We start from the raw sequence: 20,712 nt of genomic DNA, 5'->3' as shown, positions 1-20,712 counted from the left end.
TCGCATTAAAAATACCCTCCTTACTGGTTTGTCCAGTAAAGAGGGTACATATCATTTTGCATTATTCACTATTATTTTTTAAAAAATAGAATTGAAAAAATTGTATAATGAATTTCTAGAACTGCTATTGGAATTACTGTCTTCATCGTTTTGCTGATTATCGTAAAGCGAAGATGAATTTTCTGATGATGAATTAGATGATGAGCTGCTGTTGCTGCTATTTTGATTTTTCTTCAATGTATCTGCAACAGAAATAGCTTTATTTGACGGAACAGCAAATCCAAGACCTTCTGCATTTGTATCAGATGATGATTTTGACTCAACGATACCAATTAATTCGCCGTATTTGTTAAACAAACCACCTCCAGAGTTTCCAGGGCTAACCTGTGCTGATGTTTGAACTAAACTCATTTTTCTCCCGTCGATGGTAATGTTTCGCGCAGTAGCTGAAACGATGCCTTCTGTAACAGTGCCTGACAATGTACCTAAAGGATTTCCAATAGCGACTGCCTTTTCACCGGTGGTTAATTTACTTGAATCGCCGATTACGGCTGCTGTCAAATTACTTGCGTTTATTTTAATTAATGCAATATCTGAAGAAGCATCTGTCCCAACGACAGTAGCATCATAGGACTTATTATCCGAAGTCGTTACTTTAATTGTCGTTGCATCGGAAACGACATGTTCACAAGTTACAATATAGCCATCCGTTGAAATAATGACACCAGATCCGGCGCCTTGAGTTACATAATCTCCATAAAATGAAGATGTTGTTTTTGATTCTGTTGTAATGGACACAACTGATGGGCTAGCTTTTTTGGCAATTTCTTCTGTCGTTAATTCGCTAGATGAAGATGAAGATGTGGATGTTGTTGTAACATGATTTGCAGCTTTATAAACAAACGAGGAACTTTGGCTCGATGAAATAGCTTGATACAAAAAGTTTCCACCTAATCCACCTAAAAAACCAACTATCAAACAAATAAAAACAAGCAGTTTTGTTTTTAAAGAGCGTTTGGGCTTTTTTCCCGGTTTAAAGCTGTTTTGAGAATTTGGATCATTGGAACCGTCGGTAAAGTCATACTGGTAATCATAATAGTTGTTTTGATTGTTTTGGTCATAAGTAAAATCGTTATTCTTCATTTTGATAAATTACAATAAGAACTAAGCTTTCTTGTTTCTCCTTCCGAATTTTATTTTATGTTATAGAAAAAAGCTTTAATGTAAATAGAAATTAAGTTAATTTTATTTTTATCTTATGTTTTTATGCTTTTTGCGTATAATATTATTATCACGAAATAACAGCGAGGCTATTAATATCATGGAGAGAAATAATATATTGGATGACTATTGTAATTACCTTTTATCAGTAAAAGGATACTCTGAAAATACAGTTCGTTCTTATAAAAATGATTTGAAGCAGTTTCTTCATTTTATTCTTGTACGTTTCGGTAAAATTAAAGAAGATGATTTATTAGATGAAACATCTATTAATTTCGTATCCCCTACTCTATTGTCAGAAGTTCAATTAGTCGATATATATGCTTTTTTATCGTATAGCGCTACCGAACGCAGTAATGGAGATACTACGCGGAAACGAAAAACTGCTGCTATTCGTTCTTTTTATCATTTCGAGATTAATATTATGCAGGAAAAAATAAATGACCCAACACAAAATCTAGAAGTACCAAAAGCTAAAAAAAGAGATCCGATTTATCTCACCTTAGACGAAGCATTAAGTTTATTGAATGCTGTGGACGGCCGAAATAAAGAAAGAGATTTAGCAATCATTACCCTATTTCTAAATTGCGGCCTTCGCTTATCAGAATTAACAAATTTACGAATTCAGGATATTCAAGATGAAACATTACATGTTGTTGGAAAAGGTAATAAAGAAAGAGACATTATGATGAACGATGCCTGTGTTAATGCAATAAAGGATTACCTTCCTGTCAGAGAACAACAGCTTAAGAAAGCAGAAGAAAAAATAAACGCAGCGAAAAAAGATGATTGTGATGAATCAGAAAGCAATCAGGACAATGGTGACGAAGGTATTACCGAAAAAGAAGATCATCTGTTTTTGAGCAGCCGCGGAAAGGGCATTTCGAATCGGATGGTTGAAGTAATGGTTAATAAAAATATCCAAAAGGCAGGATTAGATTCAAATAAATTTACTGTTCACAAATTGCGGCACACTGCAGCAACATTAATGTATAAATACGGTCAAATCGATATCCGAACACTTCAAAAGGTTTTAGGACACGAGAATGTTTCCACGACAGAGATTTATACGCATATTGAAGATGATGATGTCAGAAATGCAGTATATAAAAATCCATTATCATCATATTTTGAAAAATCCGATCATTCTTAAATAACCGTAAGATATTAGCGGGATTTTATGGTAAAATACAATATAAAAAATGAACACATATAGGAGCTTCAATTGAACGATAAAGAAAAAGAAAGTAATTTTATTTTTAGTTATATTGATAAAGATTTAGAAGACGGGATTTATGCCAACAATCGTGTTCATACTCGTTTCCCGCCTGAACCAAATGGCTATCTTCATATTGGTCATGCAAAATCATCATTGTTAAATTATAGAACTGCATTAAAATACCATGGCACGTTTAATCTTCGTTTTGATGATACGAATCCAGAAAAGGAAGACATGGAATATGTCGATGCCATTAAAAAAGATTTAAAATGGCTCGGTATTGAATGGGGTGAAAATGAATTTTTTGCTTCATCTTATTTCCCGAAAATGATTGAATTTGCAAAGGAATATATTAGAAAAGGTATTGCATACGTTGACGATCAGGATATGGAAACCATAAAGAAAACTCGAGGGACTCTGACCTCTCCTGGAGTTGAAAGCCCGTATCGAAATCGTACAATTGAAGAAAATATGCAGCTGTTTCAAGATATGATCGACGGCAAAGTGGCTGAAGGTGAAAAAGTTCTGCGCGCGAAAATCGATATGGCTAACCCTAATATGAATATGCGTGACCCTATTATTTATCGAGTCCGTCACATGGTACACCCGACTTTGAACAAAGAATGGCACGTTTATCCAATGTATGATTTTGCACATCCAGTAGAAGATGCCATTGAAGGGATTACACATTCATTATGCACCCTTGAATTTGAAGATCATCGCCCATTATACAATTGGTTTTTAGAAAATTTAGATGAATTTCAACATGAACCGCCACGTCAAATAGAATTTGCTAAGCTTAATTTGAGTAAAACGATCATGGGCAAACGCTACATCAAAAAATTGGTTGATGAAGGCGTCATTGATGGATGGGACGATCCAAGACTGGCTACCATTTCGGGTCTTAGACGCCGCGGCTACACTCCGGAAGCTATCCAAAATTTCTGTGAAGAAATTGGTGTCGCAAAAGCGAATTCGACGGTTGATACCGCCATGTTGGAACATTTTATTCGAGATGATTTGAAGACAAAGGCACCACGTTATAACTGTGTTCTTCATCCTCTTAAAGTGACGATTACAAATTGGCCTGAAGACAAAGTTGAATGGTTAACGATTGAAACCAACCAAGACGTCGAAGAAATGGGAACGCATAAAGTTCCATTTACCCGTGAACTTTATGTTGAACAGTCTGATTTTATGAAAGAACCTGTTAAAAAGTATTTTAGACTCTATCCAGGTAATGAAGTCCGTTTCCGTGGTGCGTATTTTATCACCTGTCAAGATTATGTCGAAGATAAAGATGGCAATGTCATTGAACTTAAATGTACTTATGATCCTGAAACAAAATGCGGAACAGGTTTCAAAGGCAGGAAAGTAAAAGGTACAATTCATTGGGTGTCTGCGACAGAAGGAAAACCTGTCGAAATTCACTTGTTTGATTCCCTGTTAAAAGATGATTCCCGCTATACGCTCGATAATATCATCGAAAAGATAAATCCGAATTCTCTTGAAGTATGTCATGGATATGCAGAACCGGAAGCAATCAACATGAAACCCTTCGAAAAAGCACAATTTGTGCGGTGTGGGTATTTTTCGGTAGATCCGAAATATTCTAAACCAGCGCATCCCGTGTTTAATCAGGTTGTTCCATTAAAAAGCAAATGGCGTCCACCTAAGAAAAAATAAATAGGAGAAAATAGAAATAATGATCTGGTCAACAAAAGAGACTCTGGATCGCGAAGAAATTCGATTGATTCAAACGAAAAAATTAAAACAGACTGTCCAGTACGCTTATCAGAACGTTCCTTTTTATCAAGAAAAATTTAAAGAAGCAGGAATCGTCCCAGAAGATATCCAAACGTTAGATGATCTTTCAAAAATTCCTTTTACAACGAAGGATGATTTTCGCAATCATTATCCATTTGGACTTTTTGCTGTTCCGAAAGAAAAAATTGTACGCTACCACGCTTCATCTGGTACAACGGGCAATCCCACGGTTGTCGGTTATACAAAACACGATATGAAAGTGTGGAAAGAATGCATTGCTAGAATTGTTTCAATGGCTGGTGTGACGTATCATGATACGGCACAAATTGCTTTTGGATACGGCTTATTTACAGGTGCATTAGGTCTCCATCAGGGATTAGAAAAAGTGGGCGCTGCTGTAGTACCGATGTCTAGCGGCAATTCGAAAAAACAAATTAAAATTATGAAAGACTGGGGTGTGACAGCGCTCATTGCTACGCCATCGTATGCATTGCATTTGTCAGAAGTAGCCCAATCACTTGGTCTTGATCCAGTAAATGATTTAAAAGTTAAGTATGGTGTTTTAGGCAGTGAACCTTCGACAGAAGCAATGCGGAAAAAACTCAACGAAAATTGGGGTATGCACGCGTATGAAAATTATGGGATGTCAGAATTAGGCGGCCCAGGCGTATCTGGAGAATGTCCTGCGCTTCATGGCATGCATATTAATGAAGATTACTTTATTTGCGAAATCATTGATCCCCAAACAGGAGAAGTTTTGCCGGAAGGTGAAAAGGGAGAATTAGTTGTCACTCCCCTATTCCGTCAAGCCACACCTGTATTAAGATACCGAACAAAAGATATCACAAGTTTAGATTCTTCGCCATGCGAATGTGGACGCACTACTATGCGAATGTCAAAAATCACCGGCCGTACTGATGATATGTTGATCATCAGTGGTGTTAATGTCTTCCCATCTCAGATCGAAGAAGTCCTTTTGTCGACAGAAGGAATCGGCAGCAATTATTTGATTACTGTAAGTAAAAAAGGTTATCTTGACAAAATGGATATTGATGTAGAAGTCACAGACTCTTCTTTACTCGATACCGCATCTAGCTTGGATAATTTATTAAAAACAGTTCAAGAAAGACTACACACTGTTCTTGGCATTCATCCGACAATTCATCTTGTCGAACCCCTTAGCATGGAAGCTTCAAAAGGAAAAGCTGTTCGAGTTATTGATAAAAGAAAAGAATGAGGGTGAATAACATGATCTCAATGGTAAAACAAATATCAGTTTTTATTGAAAATAAAGTTGGTCATTTGGCGGCTGCGACGGATATATTAGCTAAAAATGATATCAACATTCTCGCATTATTTGTGTACGACTCGCAAGAATATGCGATTTTAAGATTAATTGTAGATAAGCCTTATGAAACAGTTGAATTATTTAGGGAAAATGGTAAGGTTGTCCGCATTAAAGATGTGATGGTTATTGAGCCAGTTAACGAGCCAGGCATGATGAACAAAATATTTCATTTATTGGCGGCTAATGACATCAATGTTGATTATGCCTATCCCTATGCCAAAACAGGTGCACCCTATATGCTTGTTTTAGCGACATCTGATCAAGAAAAAGCATATGATCTTATTAGTCACAGTGAGTATGTGATCAATCAATAAATCGTATTTACTATGATAAATATTTAGCCCTTAATAGAGATAATTTTCTATTAAGGGCTATTTTTTATTTTGAACTAAGTTCTAAATTTTCTCTGTGAACTTGCCAAAGCAAATCGTCTCCGAATTCACGGTGAGCAAAGGTTTCAAAAGAACGCAAAATAATCGTTGGTTTAATGGTTTTTTGATCTTGATAATTGAGACTAAGATTAAATTGCAAGTCATCATGATCATCTTGAAAGACAGAAAATTGTTTAATGAAAGGGCGCGCGTCAATCATCTGAAGCCTTCCCTTTTTATTTCTTTTCTCCACCAAAATTTCGTTTTGATTTAAATAATTTTGGATCTCATCTGATAGCAATTTATCGTATTTGTGATCTAAAATTTTTATACGATACGATGAACTTTTTATTGATGCAGATAATGAATTAACTTTCCCTTTTATCAGTTTCGCATCTAATATCTTAAGCCCATCCGGTAAGGACGCATTGACTGCTGAAACAAATTTGCTTGGATTGACTTCTTCTGTTAAACGAAGATCTGCGTACTCGGAAGAAGAGGTCATGCCAACAGAAAGAGCCAATGCGAATGAAAGTTTCGGATGCGCATGGAATCCATTGGAATAGGCAAATGGAATTTTCGCTCTTCTGAATGCACGCTGAAATGTAGATTGCTGATCAAGATGAGAGAGGAATCTTAGCGATGAGGTTCTCTTAAATTTAAAACGCATCGTCATTATTGGTGTCTGATCATTACTCATGAGTGGCATCTCCATTTTGGATCGAATTGCATGATTCCACAGTTTGCACAGCCTTTTCTGCAATAAGGTGTTGATGAAGCAGCCTGTGCTCTTTCCAAATCCTTAATTAAAAATGATTTCCTTACACCCATATCTATAAAATCCCAAGGGAATTTCTCATCTAAATTTCGATGGCGATTGGCGTAAAAGGCTGAATCCATACCAGTATCATTAAATGCTTGCTCCCACGCATCCTGTTGAAAACATTCATGCCAGCTATCAAATTTACAACCCAACTCCCATGCGCGTTGTAAAACTTTTCCTAACCGACGATCTCCTCTTGCCAATACTGCCTCGTAAAAGCTGAGAATAGGTTCTGACCAATTATATTTAATGCTTTTATTCGTGATTCTTTGCTTTAAATATGTTTGTTTTTCTTTAAATTGTTCAATGGAATTTTGGCCAAACCACTGGAAAGGTGTAAATGGCTTAGGGACAAATCCTGATGTACTAACAGTTACTTGGCATCTTTTTCTACGGTTTGAATCAATTGTATTGTCGTAACGTTCGACAACTTTTTCAGCTAGATCCGCAATTCCCTCAATGTCTTCAAGTGTTTCAGTCGGAAGCCCCAGCATGAAATACAATTTTATGCGATTCCAGCCTCGATCAAAAAAGTTTGTAGCTGTTTGCATCAAATTTTCTTCTGTGACGTTTTTATTGATGACATCGCGTAACCGCTGAGTTCCTGCTTCTGGAGCAAAAGTCAATCCAGTTTTTCGCGCGGTTTGCAACTGTTCTAACACATCTGCTGAAACCGAATCGAGACGAAGTGAAGGCAAAGAAACAGTGATGTGTTTATCTTTGTATTTGTTTAATAAATCAGCAGCTAATTCTTCAATATGCGGATAATCACTCGTACTTAAAGACAAAAGTGTAATCTCATCGTAGCCAGTAGTATCCAACAGTGTTTGAATGCCTTCTTCAATACAATCAACGCTTTTATCTCTGATCGGTCGATAGATCATACCGGCCTGACAAAAGCGGCATCCTCTGCCACAGCCGCGAAAGATTTCATATGGAATACGATCCTGGACACTCTCATGATATGGCATGACTAATTCTTTAGGATAATAAACACGATTAAGATCCTTAATGAATTGTTTCTTGATGACTTTAGGAATGTTTGGAACGATTGGATGAAAATCAGATAAAGTTCCATCATCAAAATACGAAGCTTCATATAACGAAGGCACGTATATACCTTCGTAAGTTTGAGCAATATGAATAAGCCAATCCTGCTTTGAAAAATTTTTAGACTGCTTCTTGTATTGTTCGTAGTCTTTTAATATTTCTAATAATTGCTCTTCCCCTTCTCCGATTAAAAAACAATCAAAAAAAGAAGCCAGAGGTTCTGGGTTGCATACACACGGTCCACCGCCAATTACGATGGGATCGTCATCGCTTCGATTTGACGCAAGAATAGGGAGCCCTGCAAGATCCAACATATTTAAAACATTGGTATAGGACATCTCGTATTGAAGTGTAAATCCGATAAAATCAAATGATTTTATCGGATCCATCGATTCAAGTGCATATAAAGGGACATGATTTTCTCGTAATTGGGCTTCCATATCAAGCCAAGGTGCAAAGACACGTTCACAATAAAATTCAGGAACGGAATTAATTAAGCTATAGAGAATTTTCATGCCAAGATGAGACATGCCAATTTCATACGTATCTGGAAAAGCAAATGCAAAACGAACTGAAACTCGATTTAAATCCTTATGAATCGAATTAATTTCGTTTCCCTGATAAGTAATTGGTTTTTTTACCCGCGGTAAAATGTAATTTTCGATAAACTCTTTGTTATTCGTCATCCGTAATATTATTTATTAAAAGAAGAATAATATTCTTCAAGATCATCTCTTGACAAAGTTTCCATCAAGTAATTCGCAAATTCTTCTCCAGTACCGCCGTCAGAACGTCCAGTTAAAACAACCTTCTTTTCGTATTCTGAACAAATCTGCAATGCCTTTGAAAGTTTTTCTGCTTCTTCCGTATATCCAATATAATCTAACAACATACCAGCCGCTTTAATGATTGAGCTTGGGTCAGCATACTGCGCACGTCCTTCATCAACCATTCTCGGTGCAGAACCATGAATAGCTTCAAACATAGCGTGTTTCTTTCCAATATTTGCAGATCCTGCTGTTCCTACTCCACCCTGTAATTCGGCGGCTTCGTCTGTAATAATATCTCCATATAAATTAGGCAGTACGACTACTTTAAATTGTTGTCTACGTTTAGGATCGACCAATTTGGCCGTCATGATGTCGATGTACCAGTCATCCATTTCAACATCAGGGTATTCTTTTGCAATTTCTTTAGCTGTGTCTAAGAATTTGCCGTCAGTGGTTTTGATAACATTTGCTTTCGTAACGACTGTGACTTTTTTCTTCCCTGATTTCTGAGCATAATCAAATGCAGCGCGGATAATGCGTTCACTTCCCGGCTGAGTAGTTACGGTAAAGTCAATTGCTAAATCATCATTGACGTTGACACCTTCAGACCCAACCGCATAACCGCCTTCTGTGTTTTCACGGAAAAATGTCCAATCTACACCTTCTTCAGGAATTTTAACCGGGCGTAAATTTGCAAACAAATCCAATTCTTTTCTCATTGCGACATTGGCTGATTCGATATTTGGCCATTTGTCACCTTTTCTCGGTGTTGTGGTTGGTCCTTTCAGGATGACATCGCATTCTTTTAACTCTGCCAATACGTCATCTGGTATAGCTTTGTGGCAAGCAGCACGATTTTCTATTGTTAATCCGTCAATGTTTCTAATTGTTACACGATTGGATTCAATATCTTTTTTCAATAAAAATTCTAAAACACGCTGAGCTTCTTTTGTAATAAATGGGCCAATGCCATCACCGCCAACTACACCAATTTCGATATGGTCTTTCTTGGAATAATCGATAAAATCACCTTCTGATTTCATCGCATCAATTCTTGTCAATTGTTCTTCAATTATTTTATTAAATTTATCTTGTGCAGCTTTAAGCTCTTCTTGACTAATCATAGTATTTGTCTCCTTATTTAATTTAATGTCTACACATCAATCTGATAAAGTTAATTGTACCATAGGTTTAAATATTTATGTAGAAAATAAGACTGAAAACAAATAAAAAAATTCCACTCACTGAATATCAGTGAGTGGAATTTGAAAAGACGTAAATAACTAATTGTTATTTTTCGTTTCTTTTTACATAGCCATTATAACGTTCTTCGGCTTCTTTTTGAGTCTGTTCATAAAGTTTGTCAGCAATATCTGGGAATCCACGACGAAGAGAATTGTAACGAACTTCAGACATAATGAAGTCTTGGAACTTACTGAAGTCAGGTGCTTTGCTATCAAGCGAGAACGGATGTTCTGCTTCAGGATTGAAGTGATAGAGATCCCAATAGCCACATTCAACAGCAAGTTTTTCGTGAGTTGGCGTTTTACCCATGCCACCTTTGATACCGTGGTTGATACATGGTGCATAACCAATGATCAAAGAAGGTCCTTTATAAGCTTCTGCTTCTTTCAGAACTTTAATGAACTGGTTCTTATCAGCGCCGATGGCAACTTGAGCAACATAGACGTATCCGTAAGTTGCAGCCATCATACCTAAATCCTTTTTCTTGACTCTTTCGCCAGCAGCAGCAAATTCGGCAATTGCAGCTGTAGGTGTAGATTTAGATGCCTGACCACCGGTATTGGAGTAAACTTCTGTATCTAGAACAAAGACGTTGATATCTTCTTTGGATGCCAGGACATGGTCTAATCCGCCATAACCGATATCGTATGCCCAGCCGTCACCACCAATGATCCAGATGGATTTCTTGACAAAGTGATCGCTGTTGTCCTTTACGAATTTAACCTTATCAGCTAATTCTGCAGGTGCTTCGAATTTATCTAAAGCTGCCTTCAAAGCCGGTGCGGCTGCCTTTGAAGCATCCCCATCATCTTTGCCAGCAATCCAAGCATCAATAGCTTCAGCTAAATCAGCCGGTGCAGCTTCTTTAATATCTGTTAAGTAATCAGCAATTGTATTTCTAATTGCTTTTGTACCCTGCAGCATACCAAAACCAAATTCAGCATTATCTTCAAACAGAGAGTTTGCGAATGTTGGGCCTTGTCCCTTAGCATTGGTGCAATATGGAGAAGCTGGTGCAGAAGCGCCCCAAATTGATGAACAACCTGTTGCGTTCGCAATCATCATTCTATCGCCATAGAGTTGAGTAATGGTCTTGATGTATGGTGTTTCACCACAACCTGCACATGCGCCAGAGAATTCGAGCAATGGCTGGCAGAACTGGCTGCCTTTAACAGAGTATTTGTCCATTCTGTCATCTTTGACAGGAACAGTTACAGCGTAATCCCAGTTTTCAACCTGATCCATTTCTTCATGGATTGGAACCATAGTTAATGCTTTTTCTTTTGCGATACATGCATCAACACAGTTTCCGCAACCAGTACAATCCATGACATCAACCTGAATTCTGAATTCAAGATCAGATAACTGTTTGCCGATAGCTTTCTTTGTTTCAAAGCCAGCTGGTGCCTTTGCTTTTTCGTCTTCTGTTACGAGAACCGGACGAATTGCAGCGTGTGGGCAGACAAATGCACACTGGTTACACTGGATACATTTTGAAATATCCCATTTCGGTACATTAACGGCAATACCACGTTTTTCGTATGCGGAAGTGCCAGCCATCCATGTACCGTCTTCATATCCTTCAAACGCGGATACTGGAATCGTATCGCCTTCGAAGCGGCCAATTGGTCTGACAATGTCGTGAACAAATTTAGGATCAGTATCAGGTTTAGCAGGTTCATCCTGAGCGTTTGCCCAATCTGCTGGGACATCGAATTTCTTCAAGATATCCGGGTCAACCCCTGCATCAACAGCCTGATAGTTCATCTGAACAATCTTGTCGCCTTTGTGGCCATATGTCTTCTTGATTGAAGCCTTAGAATATTTAACTGCATCTTCAATAGGAATAATATCAGCTAATTTGAAGAAGGCAGCCTGCATAATCATGTTTGTACGACGGCCCAAACCAATGTCTTCTGCAGCTTTTGTTGCGTTAATTGTATAGAACTGAATATCGTTCTGTGCAATATAACGTTTCATAGAAGCCGGGAATTCTTCGTTGATTTCTTCAGGTGTCCAAACAGTGTTCAGCAGGAAAACGCCGCCTTTTTTCAGTCCTTTCAGCAAGTCATACTGATGGACATAAGATTCTGTTGAGCAAGAAATGAAATCTGCTTGGTTAATTAAATAAGGTGATTTGATTGGCTTTTTGCCGAATCTTAAGTGTGAGCATGTAATCCCACCAGATTTCTTCGAGTCATAATCGAAGTAACCTTGAGCATAAAGATCAGTATTGTCACCGATAATCTTGATTGCAGATTTATTAGCGCCGACTGTACCGTCAGAACCAAGACCCCAGAATTTACAACTTGTTGTGCCTTCCGGAATTGTATTGATTTCTTCTTTAACTTCCAGATTACGATGGGTCAAATCATCATTAATTGCAAGTGTGAACTGATCTTTCGGTTCAGCTTCGTTCATATTATCAAATACAGCCTTGATATCGCTTGAAGTTGTATCTTTTGAACCTAAACCATAAATGCCGCCAATAATCTTAGGCGCATTTTCTTCGCCATAGAATGCTGTGCAGACATCTTGATAAAGCGGATTGCCAAGTGCGCCAGGTTCTTTTGTTCTATCCAAAACAGTAATAACCTTAGCTGTTTTCGGAATAGCTTTCATTAAGTAATCTTTTGCGAAAGGTCTGTAAAGGTGAACTTTTACAACACCAACTTTTTCGCCCTTTGCTGCCAAGTAATCGATGGTTTCTTCAATTGTGTCTGTGATTGAACCCATTGCAACAATAACATGTTCTGCATTAGGATCACCATAATAATTAAACAAGTGATATTCACGACCGGTTACCTTAGAGATTTTCTGTAAGTAATCTTCAACAATTTCAGGAACTGCATCGTAGAATTTGTTAGCAGCTTCTTTTGCTTGGAAGAAAACATCTCCATTTTGAGCAGTACCGCGCGTAACTGGATGTTCTGGATTTAATGCTCTGTTACGGAATTCCTGAACAGCATCCCAATCTACTAAATCTTTGAAAACATCATAATCCATAACTTCAACTTTTTGAATTTCATGTGAAGTTCTGAACCCATCAAAGAAATGTAAGAAAGGAATTCTCGATTTAATTGCAGCTAAGTGTGCAACACCACCGATATCCATAACTTCCTGAACTGATCCTGAAGCTAAAAGTGCAAAACCAGTCTGACGGCAAGCCATTACGTCTCCTTGATCACCAAAGATACATAATGAATGTGCTGCTAATGTACGAGCAGAAACATGGAAAACCCCTGGCAGTAATTCACCAGCAATCTTATACATGTTTGGAATCATCAAGAGCAGACCTTGTGAAGCAGTGAAGGTAGTCGTCAAAGCTCCAGCTTGAAGAGAACCATGAACAGTACCAGCTGCGCCGCCTTCAGATTCCATTTCTGAGACCTTAACGGTTTCACCAAAAATGTTCTTTCTGCCAGCTGCAGCCCATGCATCAACATGTTCTGCCATTGGTGAAGACGGTGTGATTGGGAAAATCCCAGCGACTTCGGTAAAAGCGTAAGCAACGTGTGCCGCAGCTTCGTTACCATCCATCGTCATCATTTTTTTGGACATATTTTCCTCCTCTTTGAAAATTAATTAATAAACATTAAAAACACTTTTTAAAGCATCTTTACTACAAATAATTATATCATAATAGCAAAAAATATACAGTTTAATTTAAAGATATTTTTTTGATATATCTCCCCTACAAAGCGCATATATCGATTGATATATGATAACAAAAAATTATCTTTAGCTTCAATTTGCCCTATAATCTCTAAAAAATATCAATTTAATTCAAAAAGCTCTCCAGACACGCCGCTATTATCGATCGTAATGACGCCATATGAAGGATCCTCACTATACCGGCCGCCCATAAGAGAACCCGGATTCATTAGCAAAATACCATTTTTTTTCTTTAATAACCGACGATGTGTGTGCCCAAATAATATAACGTCGGCTTTTTTTTGAGATCCCTCATAGTATAATGCATCCAAATCACTTTTTACATTAAATAAGTGTCCATGCGTCGCATAAACAATTTTATTTTCAAAAGAAATTTTGGCGTAATTTAAACCGTCAAGACTGCCCTGATCACAGTTTCCCTTAATTGAATAAATCGTCCGATTAAACCACACGTGAATTTTCTTTGAATCTCGTACATAATCTCCTAAATGAAAGATTGCATCGACACCTAACTGATTGAGCTCACCAACGGCATCCTGCAAATTTGTTAAATTGCCGTGGCTATCAGAAATTACCCCTATTTTAACCAAACTATCTCTCCCGAACTTATGCGTTTATTTTTGATTTAATCTTTTCACAAGCTTTTGCAACAGCAATTGAGCGGTGCGAAATTTTATTTTTTTCTTCTAGGCTCATTTGAGCGTATGTAAGTCCCGATTGGTTTTCAATAAATAACGGATCATATCCGAAGCCGTCATGTCCAGTTATGTCCATTGCAATTTTTCCATGCACAACACCTCTGCACGTCCATTCTTCACCATCAGGAAAAATAAGTGCAATGCTGCAGACGAATTCTGCATCTCGTTTAGATGGCGGAACATTTTTCATAGCATCTAATAATTTTTGATTGTTATCTAGATAGGTAGCATTCGGCCCAGCGTATCTAGCCGAAAAAATACCTGGTGCGCCATTTAACGCATCTACACATAGTCCTGAGTCATCTGCCATTAATATTGTGTGATCTTTATCTTTAATGTAAGGCTTAATCGTCCGAACTTTTTTGAGTGCATTTTCTTCAAAGGTTTTTCCGTCTTCATCGATATCTACGTCAATCCCGGCCTCTTTCATCGTCAACATTTCAAAAGAAGAGCCGATTTCATCTTTTATTTCTTTTACTTTATCTTTATTGCCTGTCGCAACAATTATCATTTTCCTACTCATCATTTAATTCCTAACGCATCTTTTTGCTCAGATATAAGAAATTCTATTCCTTCTTTTGCAAGAGATAATAATGCTTCTAATTCTTTATGCGAAAATGGCCTCTGCTCTCCAGTTCCCTGGATTTCGATAAATTCACCTTTATCATTCATGACAACATTCATGTCAACAATCGCCTGTGAATCTTCCTCATAACAGAGATCGAGAATTGACATGTCTTTAAATATGCCAACGGAAATGGACGCAACGAAAGAATTAATCGGGTTATCCTCAATGATCTTTCTATCCAGCAGCCACTGTACTGCATCGTACAGCGCGACAAAGGCTCCAGTAATCGAGGCAGTCCGCGTTCCCCCATCAGCTTGTAACACATCACAATCAATCTTAATTGTCCGTTCACCAAGCTTGTTTAAATCTATAATAGAACGTAAACTTCTTCCGATTAATCGCTGAATTTCTACAGAACGGCTGTCTGTTTTTCCGTTTCTGTCTCTTTTTTTTCTGGTTTTTGTTGAACTGGGCAGCATATTGTATTCTGCGGTAACCCAGCCTCGTTCTTCTCCACGCATAAATGAAGGTACGGTTTCATCGATCATTGCCGAGCATAAAACCGTTGTTTCTCCAGTTTTAATTAAGACAGAACCCTGCGCATACTTCGTAAAATGTCTAATAATTTGAACAGGTCGTCCCTGATCACAGGAACGACCGTCTGTTCTAATAAATGTCTGATTCATTTTATTATTTATTTAACTTTTTCGCTACAACTTCTCTAATAATTTTGTTAGCTAACTGTGGATTTGCTTTTCCCTTCGTTGCTTTCATAACTTGCCCAGTCAAAAAGCCGTATGCCTTTTTATTTCCTGAAGCAATATCAGAAACAGATTTTGGATTATCTTCTACAATTTTTTCAATAATTGCCTGAAGTTCACCTTCATCCTGCATTTGTGCCCAATTATTTCTTTCGACAATTTCCTTCGGTGAACCGTCTTCTGTAAACATTTTTTCCATTACAGATTTGGCGATCTTTCCTGATATCGTTCCATTTTGGATTAAATCAATCAATTCAGCAAGGTCGCTTGGCGTAAACGGAATAGTCGACATCGATAATTCCCTTTCTTTTAAGTGAGCAGGAATGTCAACCATTAACCAATTTGCAATCTGTTTTGGGTGATTGGAAATTTTTACAGTATCTTCAAAGAACTGAGCCATTTCTTTGGAAGAAGTGATCAAATCCGCATCGTATTCTGGCAAATCGTATTCTGCCATATATCTTGCTTTTTTTGCCTCTGGAAGTTCCGGTAATTCAGATTTTGCCTTTTCTATTTCTTCATCAGTAATGGTAATCGGGACCAAATCTGGCTCAGGGAAATAGCGATAATCTTGTGCGTCTTCCTTGGAACGCATCGCTGAGCTGACGCCCTTGACATCGTCCCATTTTCTTGTTTCTTGAATAATCGGATGACCCTTTTTTAATTCGATAATTTGGCGCTTACTTTCGTACTTAATTGCTCTTTCCAATGCTCTAAAAGAATTTAGATTCTTCATTTCAGTACGAGTTCCTAATTTTTCAGCACCTTTTTCTCGAACTGAAACATTGACGTCAAATCGAATTGAACCTTCTTCCATTTTACAGTCAGAAACTCCCGTATATTCCAAAGTATTTCTGACCTTTTCAGCAAATATTCTCGCTTCTTCTGGTCCTCTGATATCAGGTTCCGAAACGATTTCTATCAATGGCACACCACAACGATTTACATCCACTAACGTCCCATCTGTCGATTCGTGAAGCAGTTTACCTGCATCTTCTTCAATATGAATGCGCGTAATACCAATTGGTTTTGTTTGGCCATTTACGTTAATGTCAACAGTTCCGCCTAAACATAAAGGACGATCAAATTGCGAAGTTTGATAAGCCTTAGGAAGATCTGGATAAAAATAATTTTTTCTATCCATTTTGCTAAAATTAGCAATTTTACAATTGAGCGCCAATCCAGCTCTTACAGCATAACGGACAACGTCTTTATTTAATACCGGCAAGACGCCCGGCATTCCTAAACAAACAGGACAGGTATGTGTATTTTCTGGATCGCCAAATTTGGTGGGGCAAGAACAGAAAATTTTTGTTTTAGTTAAAAGTTCGGCGTGGATTTCCATACCGACGACAATTTCGTATTCCATCTATATTTCTCCTCTTATAGGTTCGGCTGATTTTTTCTAAAATCGAAGGATTGTTCTAATGCCCAAGCAGCTTGAAGAATTTGTTCTTCTCCCAATGCTGGACCTACTATTTGTATGCCAATTGGCAGACCACTTCGATCAAGTTTCGTTGGAATTGAAACCGCCGGGATACCTGCGATGTTAATTGGAACAGTAAAAGTATCTGACATATACATTTGTAATGGATCGTCAACCTTTTCTCCGATTTTAAATGCCGTCGTTGCAGAAGTTGGCGTCATGAGAACATCACATTGTTCGAAAATTTTATTGTATTCATTAATAATAACCGTTCGAACCTGCATACCCTTTTTATAATACGCATCATAATACCCCGAACTTAACGCATAAGTTCCAAGCATGATTCTCCGTTTAACTTCTGAACCAAAGCCTTCAGATCTCGTTTTATAGTACATATCGATATAATCGGTGTATTCTTTTGCTCTGTACCCATAACGAACACCATCATATCTCGCAAGATTTGAACTGGCTTCAGCACATGCAATAATGTAGTAAGCAGCCAATGCCTGTTTGAAATATCTAAAATCTACTTCGACAATTTCAGCTCCAGCATCTTTAAAAGCTGCAATTGACTCGTCCATAGCAGTTTGGACATCTTCTTGAACGCCTTCTGTTTTATAATTTTTCAGAATGCCAATCTTTAGTCCCTTTGCTCCCTTCTTTAAATTAACCGTATAATCTTTCTTCGGCAGATTTAAAGAAGTCGAGTCTTTTACATCATGACCAGAAATTGCGTTGAGCACAATAGCTGCATCTTCTACATCCTTAGTAAAAGTCCCGATCTGATCCAGAGAGGAAGCAAATGCAATTAAGCCATATCGCGAAACTAATCCATAAGTTGGTTTAAGCCCAACGACACCGCACAAAGACGCAGGCTGACGTATAGATCCGCCTGTATCACTGCCCAGTGCATAAGCTGCCATATCTGATGCAACTGCAACTGCAGAACCACCTGAAGAACCGCCCGGAACCGTAGAAAGATCCCAAGGATTTTTTGTCGTCTTGAAAGCTGAGTTTTCTGTGGATGATCCCATCGCGAATTCATCCATATTGACTTTTCCCAGCATGATACTGTCTAAACTCTGCAAGCGTTCATACACATCGGCACTGTACGGCGGGATGAAATTGTACAGCATTTTTGACGCTGCCGTTGTTTTAATATCTTTTGTACAAATATTATCTTTTAATGCATATGGAATGCCGGATAAAATACTTGAATTAGTTTTTCCATCATTATCAATTTTTTTTGCTTGATTTTTTGCATCGTCTAAGCATTTTAGTAAGAAAGCATCGACTTTCGGATCAACCTTTTCAATACGATCCGCATATGAAGTAACTAATTCTTCAGAAGAAAATTCTCCTTGGGATAATGCTTCCTTTGTTTCATGTATTGTAAGTCTATTAATATTCATCATATCTCCTTAATCTAATACACGTGGCACTTTAAAGCACCCATTTTCCTGATCTGGTGCATTTGCCAGTGCAACTTGGTTGCTTAGCGGTGTGCCAACCACATCATCTCGAAATACATTACTTACTTGGAGAATATGTTCTGTTGGTTCAATATCAGACGTATCTACTTCATTCAAAGTCGCAACATAATCTAATACCGATCCTAATTCTTTGGCCATTTTTTTTGTTTCTTCTTCGTTGAAACGAAGTCTCGCTAGTTTTGAAACATAGGTTACTTCTTCGTTTGAAATACTCATCATAACTCCTAATCAATATTTAAATATAATACATTATAAATAAAAGAAACTATATTTTCAACAAAGGGTTAACATTGATATGTTGAGTTATTAACCCTCGTTTGTAAATTGCCGAATAAAGTCATCTTCTGTAATAATTGGAATATTCAGCTCTTTTGCTTTTTTGTTTTTCCCACTCTTACTGTTAATATCGTTATTAATTAAATAATCTGTTTTCCTAGAAACACTTCCAGTTACATGGCCATTTTGACTTAAAATATAACTTTTTAACGCATCTCTATTTTTGTAATGATTGAGAGAGCCTGTAATAACGAATGTCAATTGATCGCACATCTTCTTTGAACTTGTATTAACTTGATTATCTTGTACGGTTAATTGTTGAAGCAATAAATTTAAATCATCTGAATTGTTCTCGTACCACTCAATAATAGAAGCAGACATTTTTTCTCCAATGCCATCTATACTTGAAAAATCTATTTTGTTTTTAGAAAAATAGAGAAATTGTTCAAAGCCAATAGCTTGGATTATTTTTCTTGCTGCGTCAACACCAATCATAGGAATGCCTAATGCAAAAAGCAGATTTTCTGCTTTAACCTGTCTACTGTTTTCGATGGCCTGAAATAGGTTATCCACTGATTTTTCTCCAAAACCGTCTAACCTTTTTATTTGATCTTCATACTGTTTTAATAAATAAATATCAGAAAAATTTTTAATATATCCTTGATTCATAAATTTATTTAAAGTCTGAAGCGACAAGCCGTTAATATCCATGCCATATTTACTAACAAAACGTTCATATTTTTTAAGATGCTTAGCAGCACAATCACGATTAGTACAATGAAGTGTTTCTGCACCAGAAGATGATATTTCTATTTTTGTTTCGTGGTGGCAGACTGGGCACTCATTTGGAATAGAAAACTCCCCAACCGACTTAGCAGCAATAATTTTAGGGATGATTTTATTCGCCTTTATGACTGTAATCTCTGTTCCACGTCCGCCAATTCCCAACCGCCTGCATTCACTAATATTGTGAAGCGTCGCTCTTTTAACAGTAGTCCCTTCAAGCTCAACAGGATCAAATATAGCAACAGGTGTAATGGTCGACGCCGCACATGACCACTCGACTTTCTCGAGCCTCGTTGTTTTTGACGTGTCCTGCCATTTATACGCGAGTCCGGCGCGTTTTTCATGATGGCCCGTCGCGCCACCTCGCCTTGCATATTCAGTATCATCAAAAACCATAACCAAACCGTCCACGGGATAATCTAATTGATTGCTCGCAACCCTTTTACTCCAACGTGCGATGGCGTCCTCAATCTCTTTGGGATGTAATTTTTCTGCTTCAACTGGATGAAATCCTAAATTTTTTAATAATTCCATTCTTTCACCCCAAGAGACAATTAATTCATCCGTATGTACTAAAGTAAAGGGAATCCATTGAATATTTCGTTTTTTCACTTCGTTAATATCTTTTAAGCTCAATGATCCCGATGCAAGATTTCTTGGGTTAGCATAATCATTGTCGGATGAAAGGCAAAAATTTTCAAAATCAGAGTATGTGATAATGGCCTCGCCCCTAATGACCAAGTGAGTTTTCAAATGAATCGATAGCGGAATGCCCTGAATCGCTGAGGCAAGTGATGTAATATTTGTTCCGATTATCCCATTTCCTCGTGTGACTAAAGATGAGAGATTTCCATCATCATAAGTTGCTACCAAAGTGAGACCGTCTAGTTTCCAGGATAACCAAACATCTCTTTCACCAGCCCAATCGATCATATCATTAATGTCTTTTGTTTTTGCCAGTGATAATGCCGGATATTCGTGGGCTACTTTATCACCATCATTATTTTGAACAGTTCCTACAGTTTGAGTCGGACTGTTGCTTAATACGTAGCCTGTTTGCTTCTCTAGATCACTTAATTGATCAAATAGTTTGTCCCATTCATAATTAGACATTAACTCTTCTTTGCCGTTATAATAGGCGTCAGAAGCATCATTTAATTTTTTGACAAGAGAATCGATTAAAATTTTTTTATTCGATGAAATTGAATCCATATT

At 37.5% G+C, this 20,712-nt stretch carries 16 protein-coding genes; 4 read left to right on the top strand and 12 right to left on the bottom strand.

The window, feature by feature from the left end:
* Window positions 1-78: 78 nt before the first annotated feature.
* Window positions 79-1,143 (bottom strand): S1C family serine protease, encoded by a 1,065-nt coding sequence (locus QZX60_RS03305; RefSeq protein WP_295361374.1) that lies wholly within the window; start codon window positions 1,141-1,143, stop codon window positions 79-81.
* A 178-nt stretch (window positions 1,144-1,321) separates the two neighbouring features.
* Between QZX60_RS03305 and QZX60_RS03300 the strand changes: the two genes are divergently transcribed.
* The 4 genes from QZX60_RS03300 (at window position 1,322) to QZX60_RS03285 (ending at window position 5,869) form a co-directional block, all read left to right on the top strand.
* Window positions 1,322-2,374 carry a tyrosine-type recombinase/integrase gene (locus tag QZX60_RS03300; protein WP_295361372.1) on the top strand — a complete coding sequence of 351 codons (1,053 nt, stop codon included), beginning with the start codon at window positions 1,322-1,324 and terminating at the stop codon, window positions 2,372-2,374.
* 72 nt (window positions 2,375-2,446) lie between these two features.
* Window positions 2,447-4,126, top strand: a complete 1,680-nt coding sequence (locus QZX60_RS03295) for a glutamine--tRNA ligase/YqeY domain fusion protein (protein WP_295361369.1) — start codon at window positions 2,447-2,449, stop codon at window positions 4,124-4,126.
* A gap of 19 nt (window positions 4,127-4,145) precedes the next feature.
* Window positions 4,146-5,444, top strand: coding sequence for a phenylacetate--CoA ligase family protein (locus QZX60_RS03290; RefSeq protein WP_173447150.1), 1,299 nt, complete (start codon window positions 4,146-4,148; stop codon window positions 5,442-5,444).
* An 11-nt stretch (window positions 5,445-5,455) separates the two neighbouring features.
* Window positions 5,456-5,869, top strand: coding sequence for an amino acid-binding protein (locus QZX60_RS03285; protein ID WP_295361363.1), 414 nt, complete (start codon window positions 5,456-5,458; stop codon window positions 5,867-5,869).
* Window positions 5,870-5,933: 64 nt separating this feature from the next.
* Here QZX60_RS03285 and QZX60_RS03280 read toward each other — a convergent pair whose 3' ends face one another.
* The 11 genes from QZX60_RS03280 to ligA form a co-directional block, all read right to left on the bottom strand.
* Window positions 5,934-6,626, bottom strand: coding sequence for a TIGR03936 family radical SAM-associated protein (locus QZX60_RS03280; protein ID WP_295361360.1), 693 nt, complete (start codon window positions 6,624-6,626; stop codon window positions 5,934-5,936).
* Window positions 6,623-8,485, bottom strand: coding sequence for a TIGR03960 family B12-binding radical SAM protein (locus QZX60_RS03275; protein ID WP_295361357.1), 1,863 nt, complete (start codon window positions 8,483-8,485; stop codon window positions 6,623-6,625). Before QZX60_RS03275 ends, QZX60_RS03280 begins: the two co-directional genes overlap by 4 nt.
* Window positions 8,486-8,493: 8 nt before the next feature.
* Window positions 8,494-9,693 carry an isocitrate/isopropylmalate family dehydrogenase gene (locus QZX60_RS03270; RefSeq protein ID WP_295361354.1) on the bottom strand — a complete coding sequence of 400 codons (1,200 nt, stop codon included), beginning with the start codon at window positions 9,691-9,693 and terminating at the stop codon, window positions 8,494-8,496.
* 166 nt (window positions 9,694-9,859) lie between these two features.
* Window positions 9,860-13,375, bottom strand: coding sequence for a pyruvate:ferredoxin (flavodoxin) oxidoreductase (gene nifJ / locus QZX60_RS03265; protein ID WP_295361352.1), 3,516 nt, complete (start codon window positions 13,373-13,375; stop codon window positions 9,860-9,862).
* A 215-nt stretch (window positions 13,376-13,590) separates the two neighbouring features.
* Window positions 13,591-14,079 carry a metallophosphoesterase gene (locus QZX60_RS03260; RefSeq protein ID WP_295361350.1) on the bottom strand — a complete coding sequence of 163 codons (489 nt, stop codon included), beginning with the start codon at window positions 14,077-14,079 and terminating at the stop codon, window positions 13,591-13,593.
* Window positions 14,080-14,095: 16 nt separating this feature from the next.
* A complete protein-coding gene (gene rdgB, locus QZX60_RS03255) occupies window positions 14,096-14,710 on the bottom strand; it encodes an RdgB/HAM1 family non-canonical purine NTP pyrophosphatase (RefSeq protein ID WP_295361347.1) in 615 nt (204 codons plus the stop codon).
* Window positions 14,710-15,426, bottom strand: a complete 717-nt coding sequence (rph, locus tag QZX60_RS03250; RefSeq protein WP_295361396.1) for a ribonuclease PH — start codon at window positions 15,424-15,426, stop codon at window positions 14,710-14,712. The genes rdgB and rph overlap by 1 nt, the downstream gene beginning before the upstream one ends.
* Before the next feature lie 19 nt (window positions 15,427-15,445).
* Window positions 15,446-16,885, bottom strand: coding sequence for an Asp-tRNA(Asn)/Glu-tRNA(Gln) amidotransferase subunit GatB (gatB, locus tag QZX60_RS03245; protein ID WP_295361344.1), 1,440 nt, complete (start codon window positions 16,883-16,885; stop codon window positions 15,446-15,448).
* 14 nt (window positions 16,886-16,899) lie between these two features.
* Complete coding sequence (gene gatA / locus QZX60_RS03240; protein WP_295361342.1) at window positions 16,900-18,354, bottom strand: Asp-tRNA(Asn)/Glu-tRNA(Gln) amidotransferase subunit GatA; 1,455 nt, start codon at window positions 18,352-18,354, stop codon at window positions 16,900-16,902.
* A 9-nt stretch (window positions 18,355-18,363) separates the two neighbouring features.
* Entirely contained in the window at window positions 18,364-18,651 is a 288-nt protein-coding gene (gatC, locus tag QZX60_RS03235; RefSeq protein WP_295361340.1) for an Asp-tRNA(Asn)/Glu-tRNA(Gln) amidotransferase subunit GatC, read from the bottom strand.
* Between the two features lie 90 nt (window positions 18,652-18,741).
* Complete coding sequence (ligA, locus tag QZX60_RS03230) at window positions 18,742-20,709, bottom strand: NAD-dependent DNA ligase LigA (RefSeq protein WP_295361337.1); 1,968 nt, start codon at window positions 20,707-20,709, stop codon at window positions 18,742-18,744.
* Between the last annotated feature and the right edge of the window lie 3 nt (window positions 20,710-20,712).

Origin of the sequence: uncultured Pseudoramibacter sp., from assembly GCF_903789625.1 — a bacterium.
Taxonomy (GTDB): domain Bacteria; phylum Bacillota; class Clostridia; order Eubacteriales; family Eubacteriaceae; genus Pseudoramibacter; species Pseudoramibacter fermentans.
The sequence above is the reverse complement of the archived record's forward strand: the minus strand, read 5'-3'. Positions and strand labels throughout refer to the sequence as shown.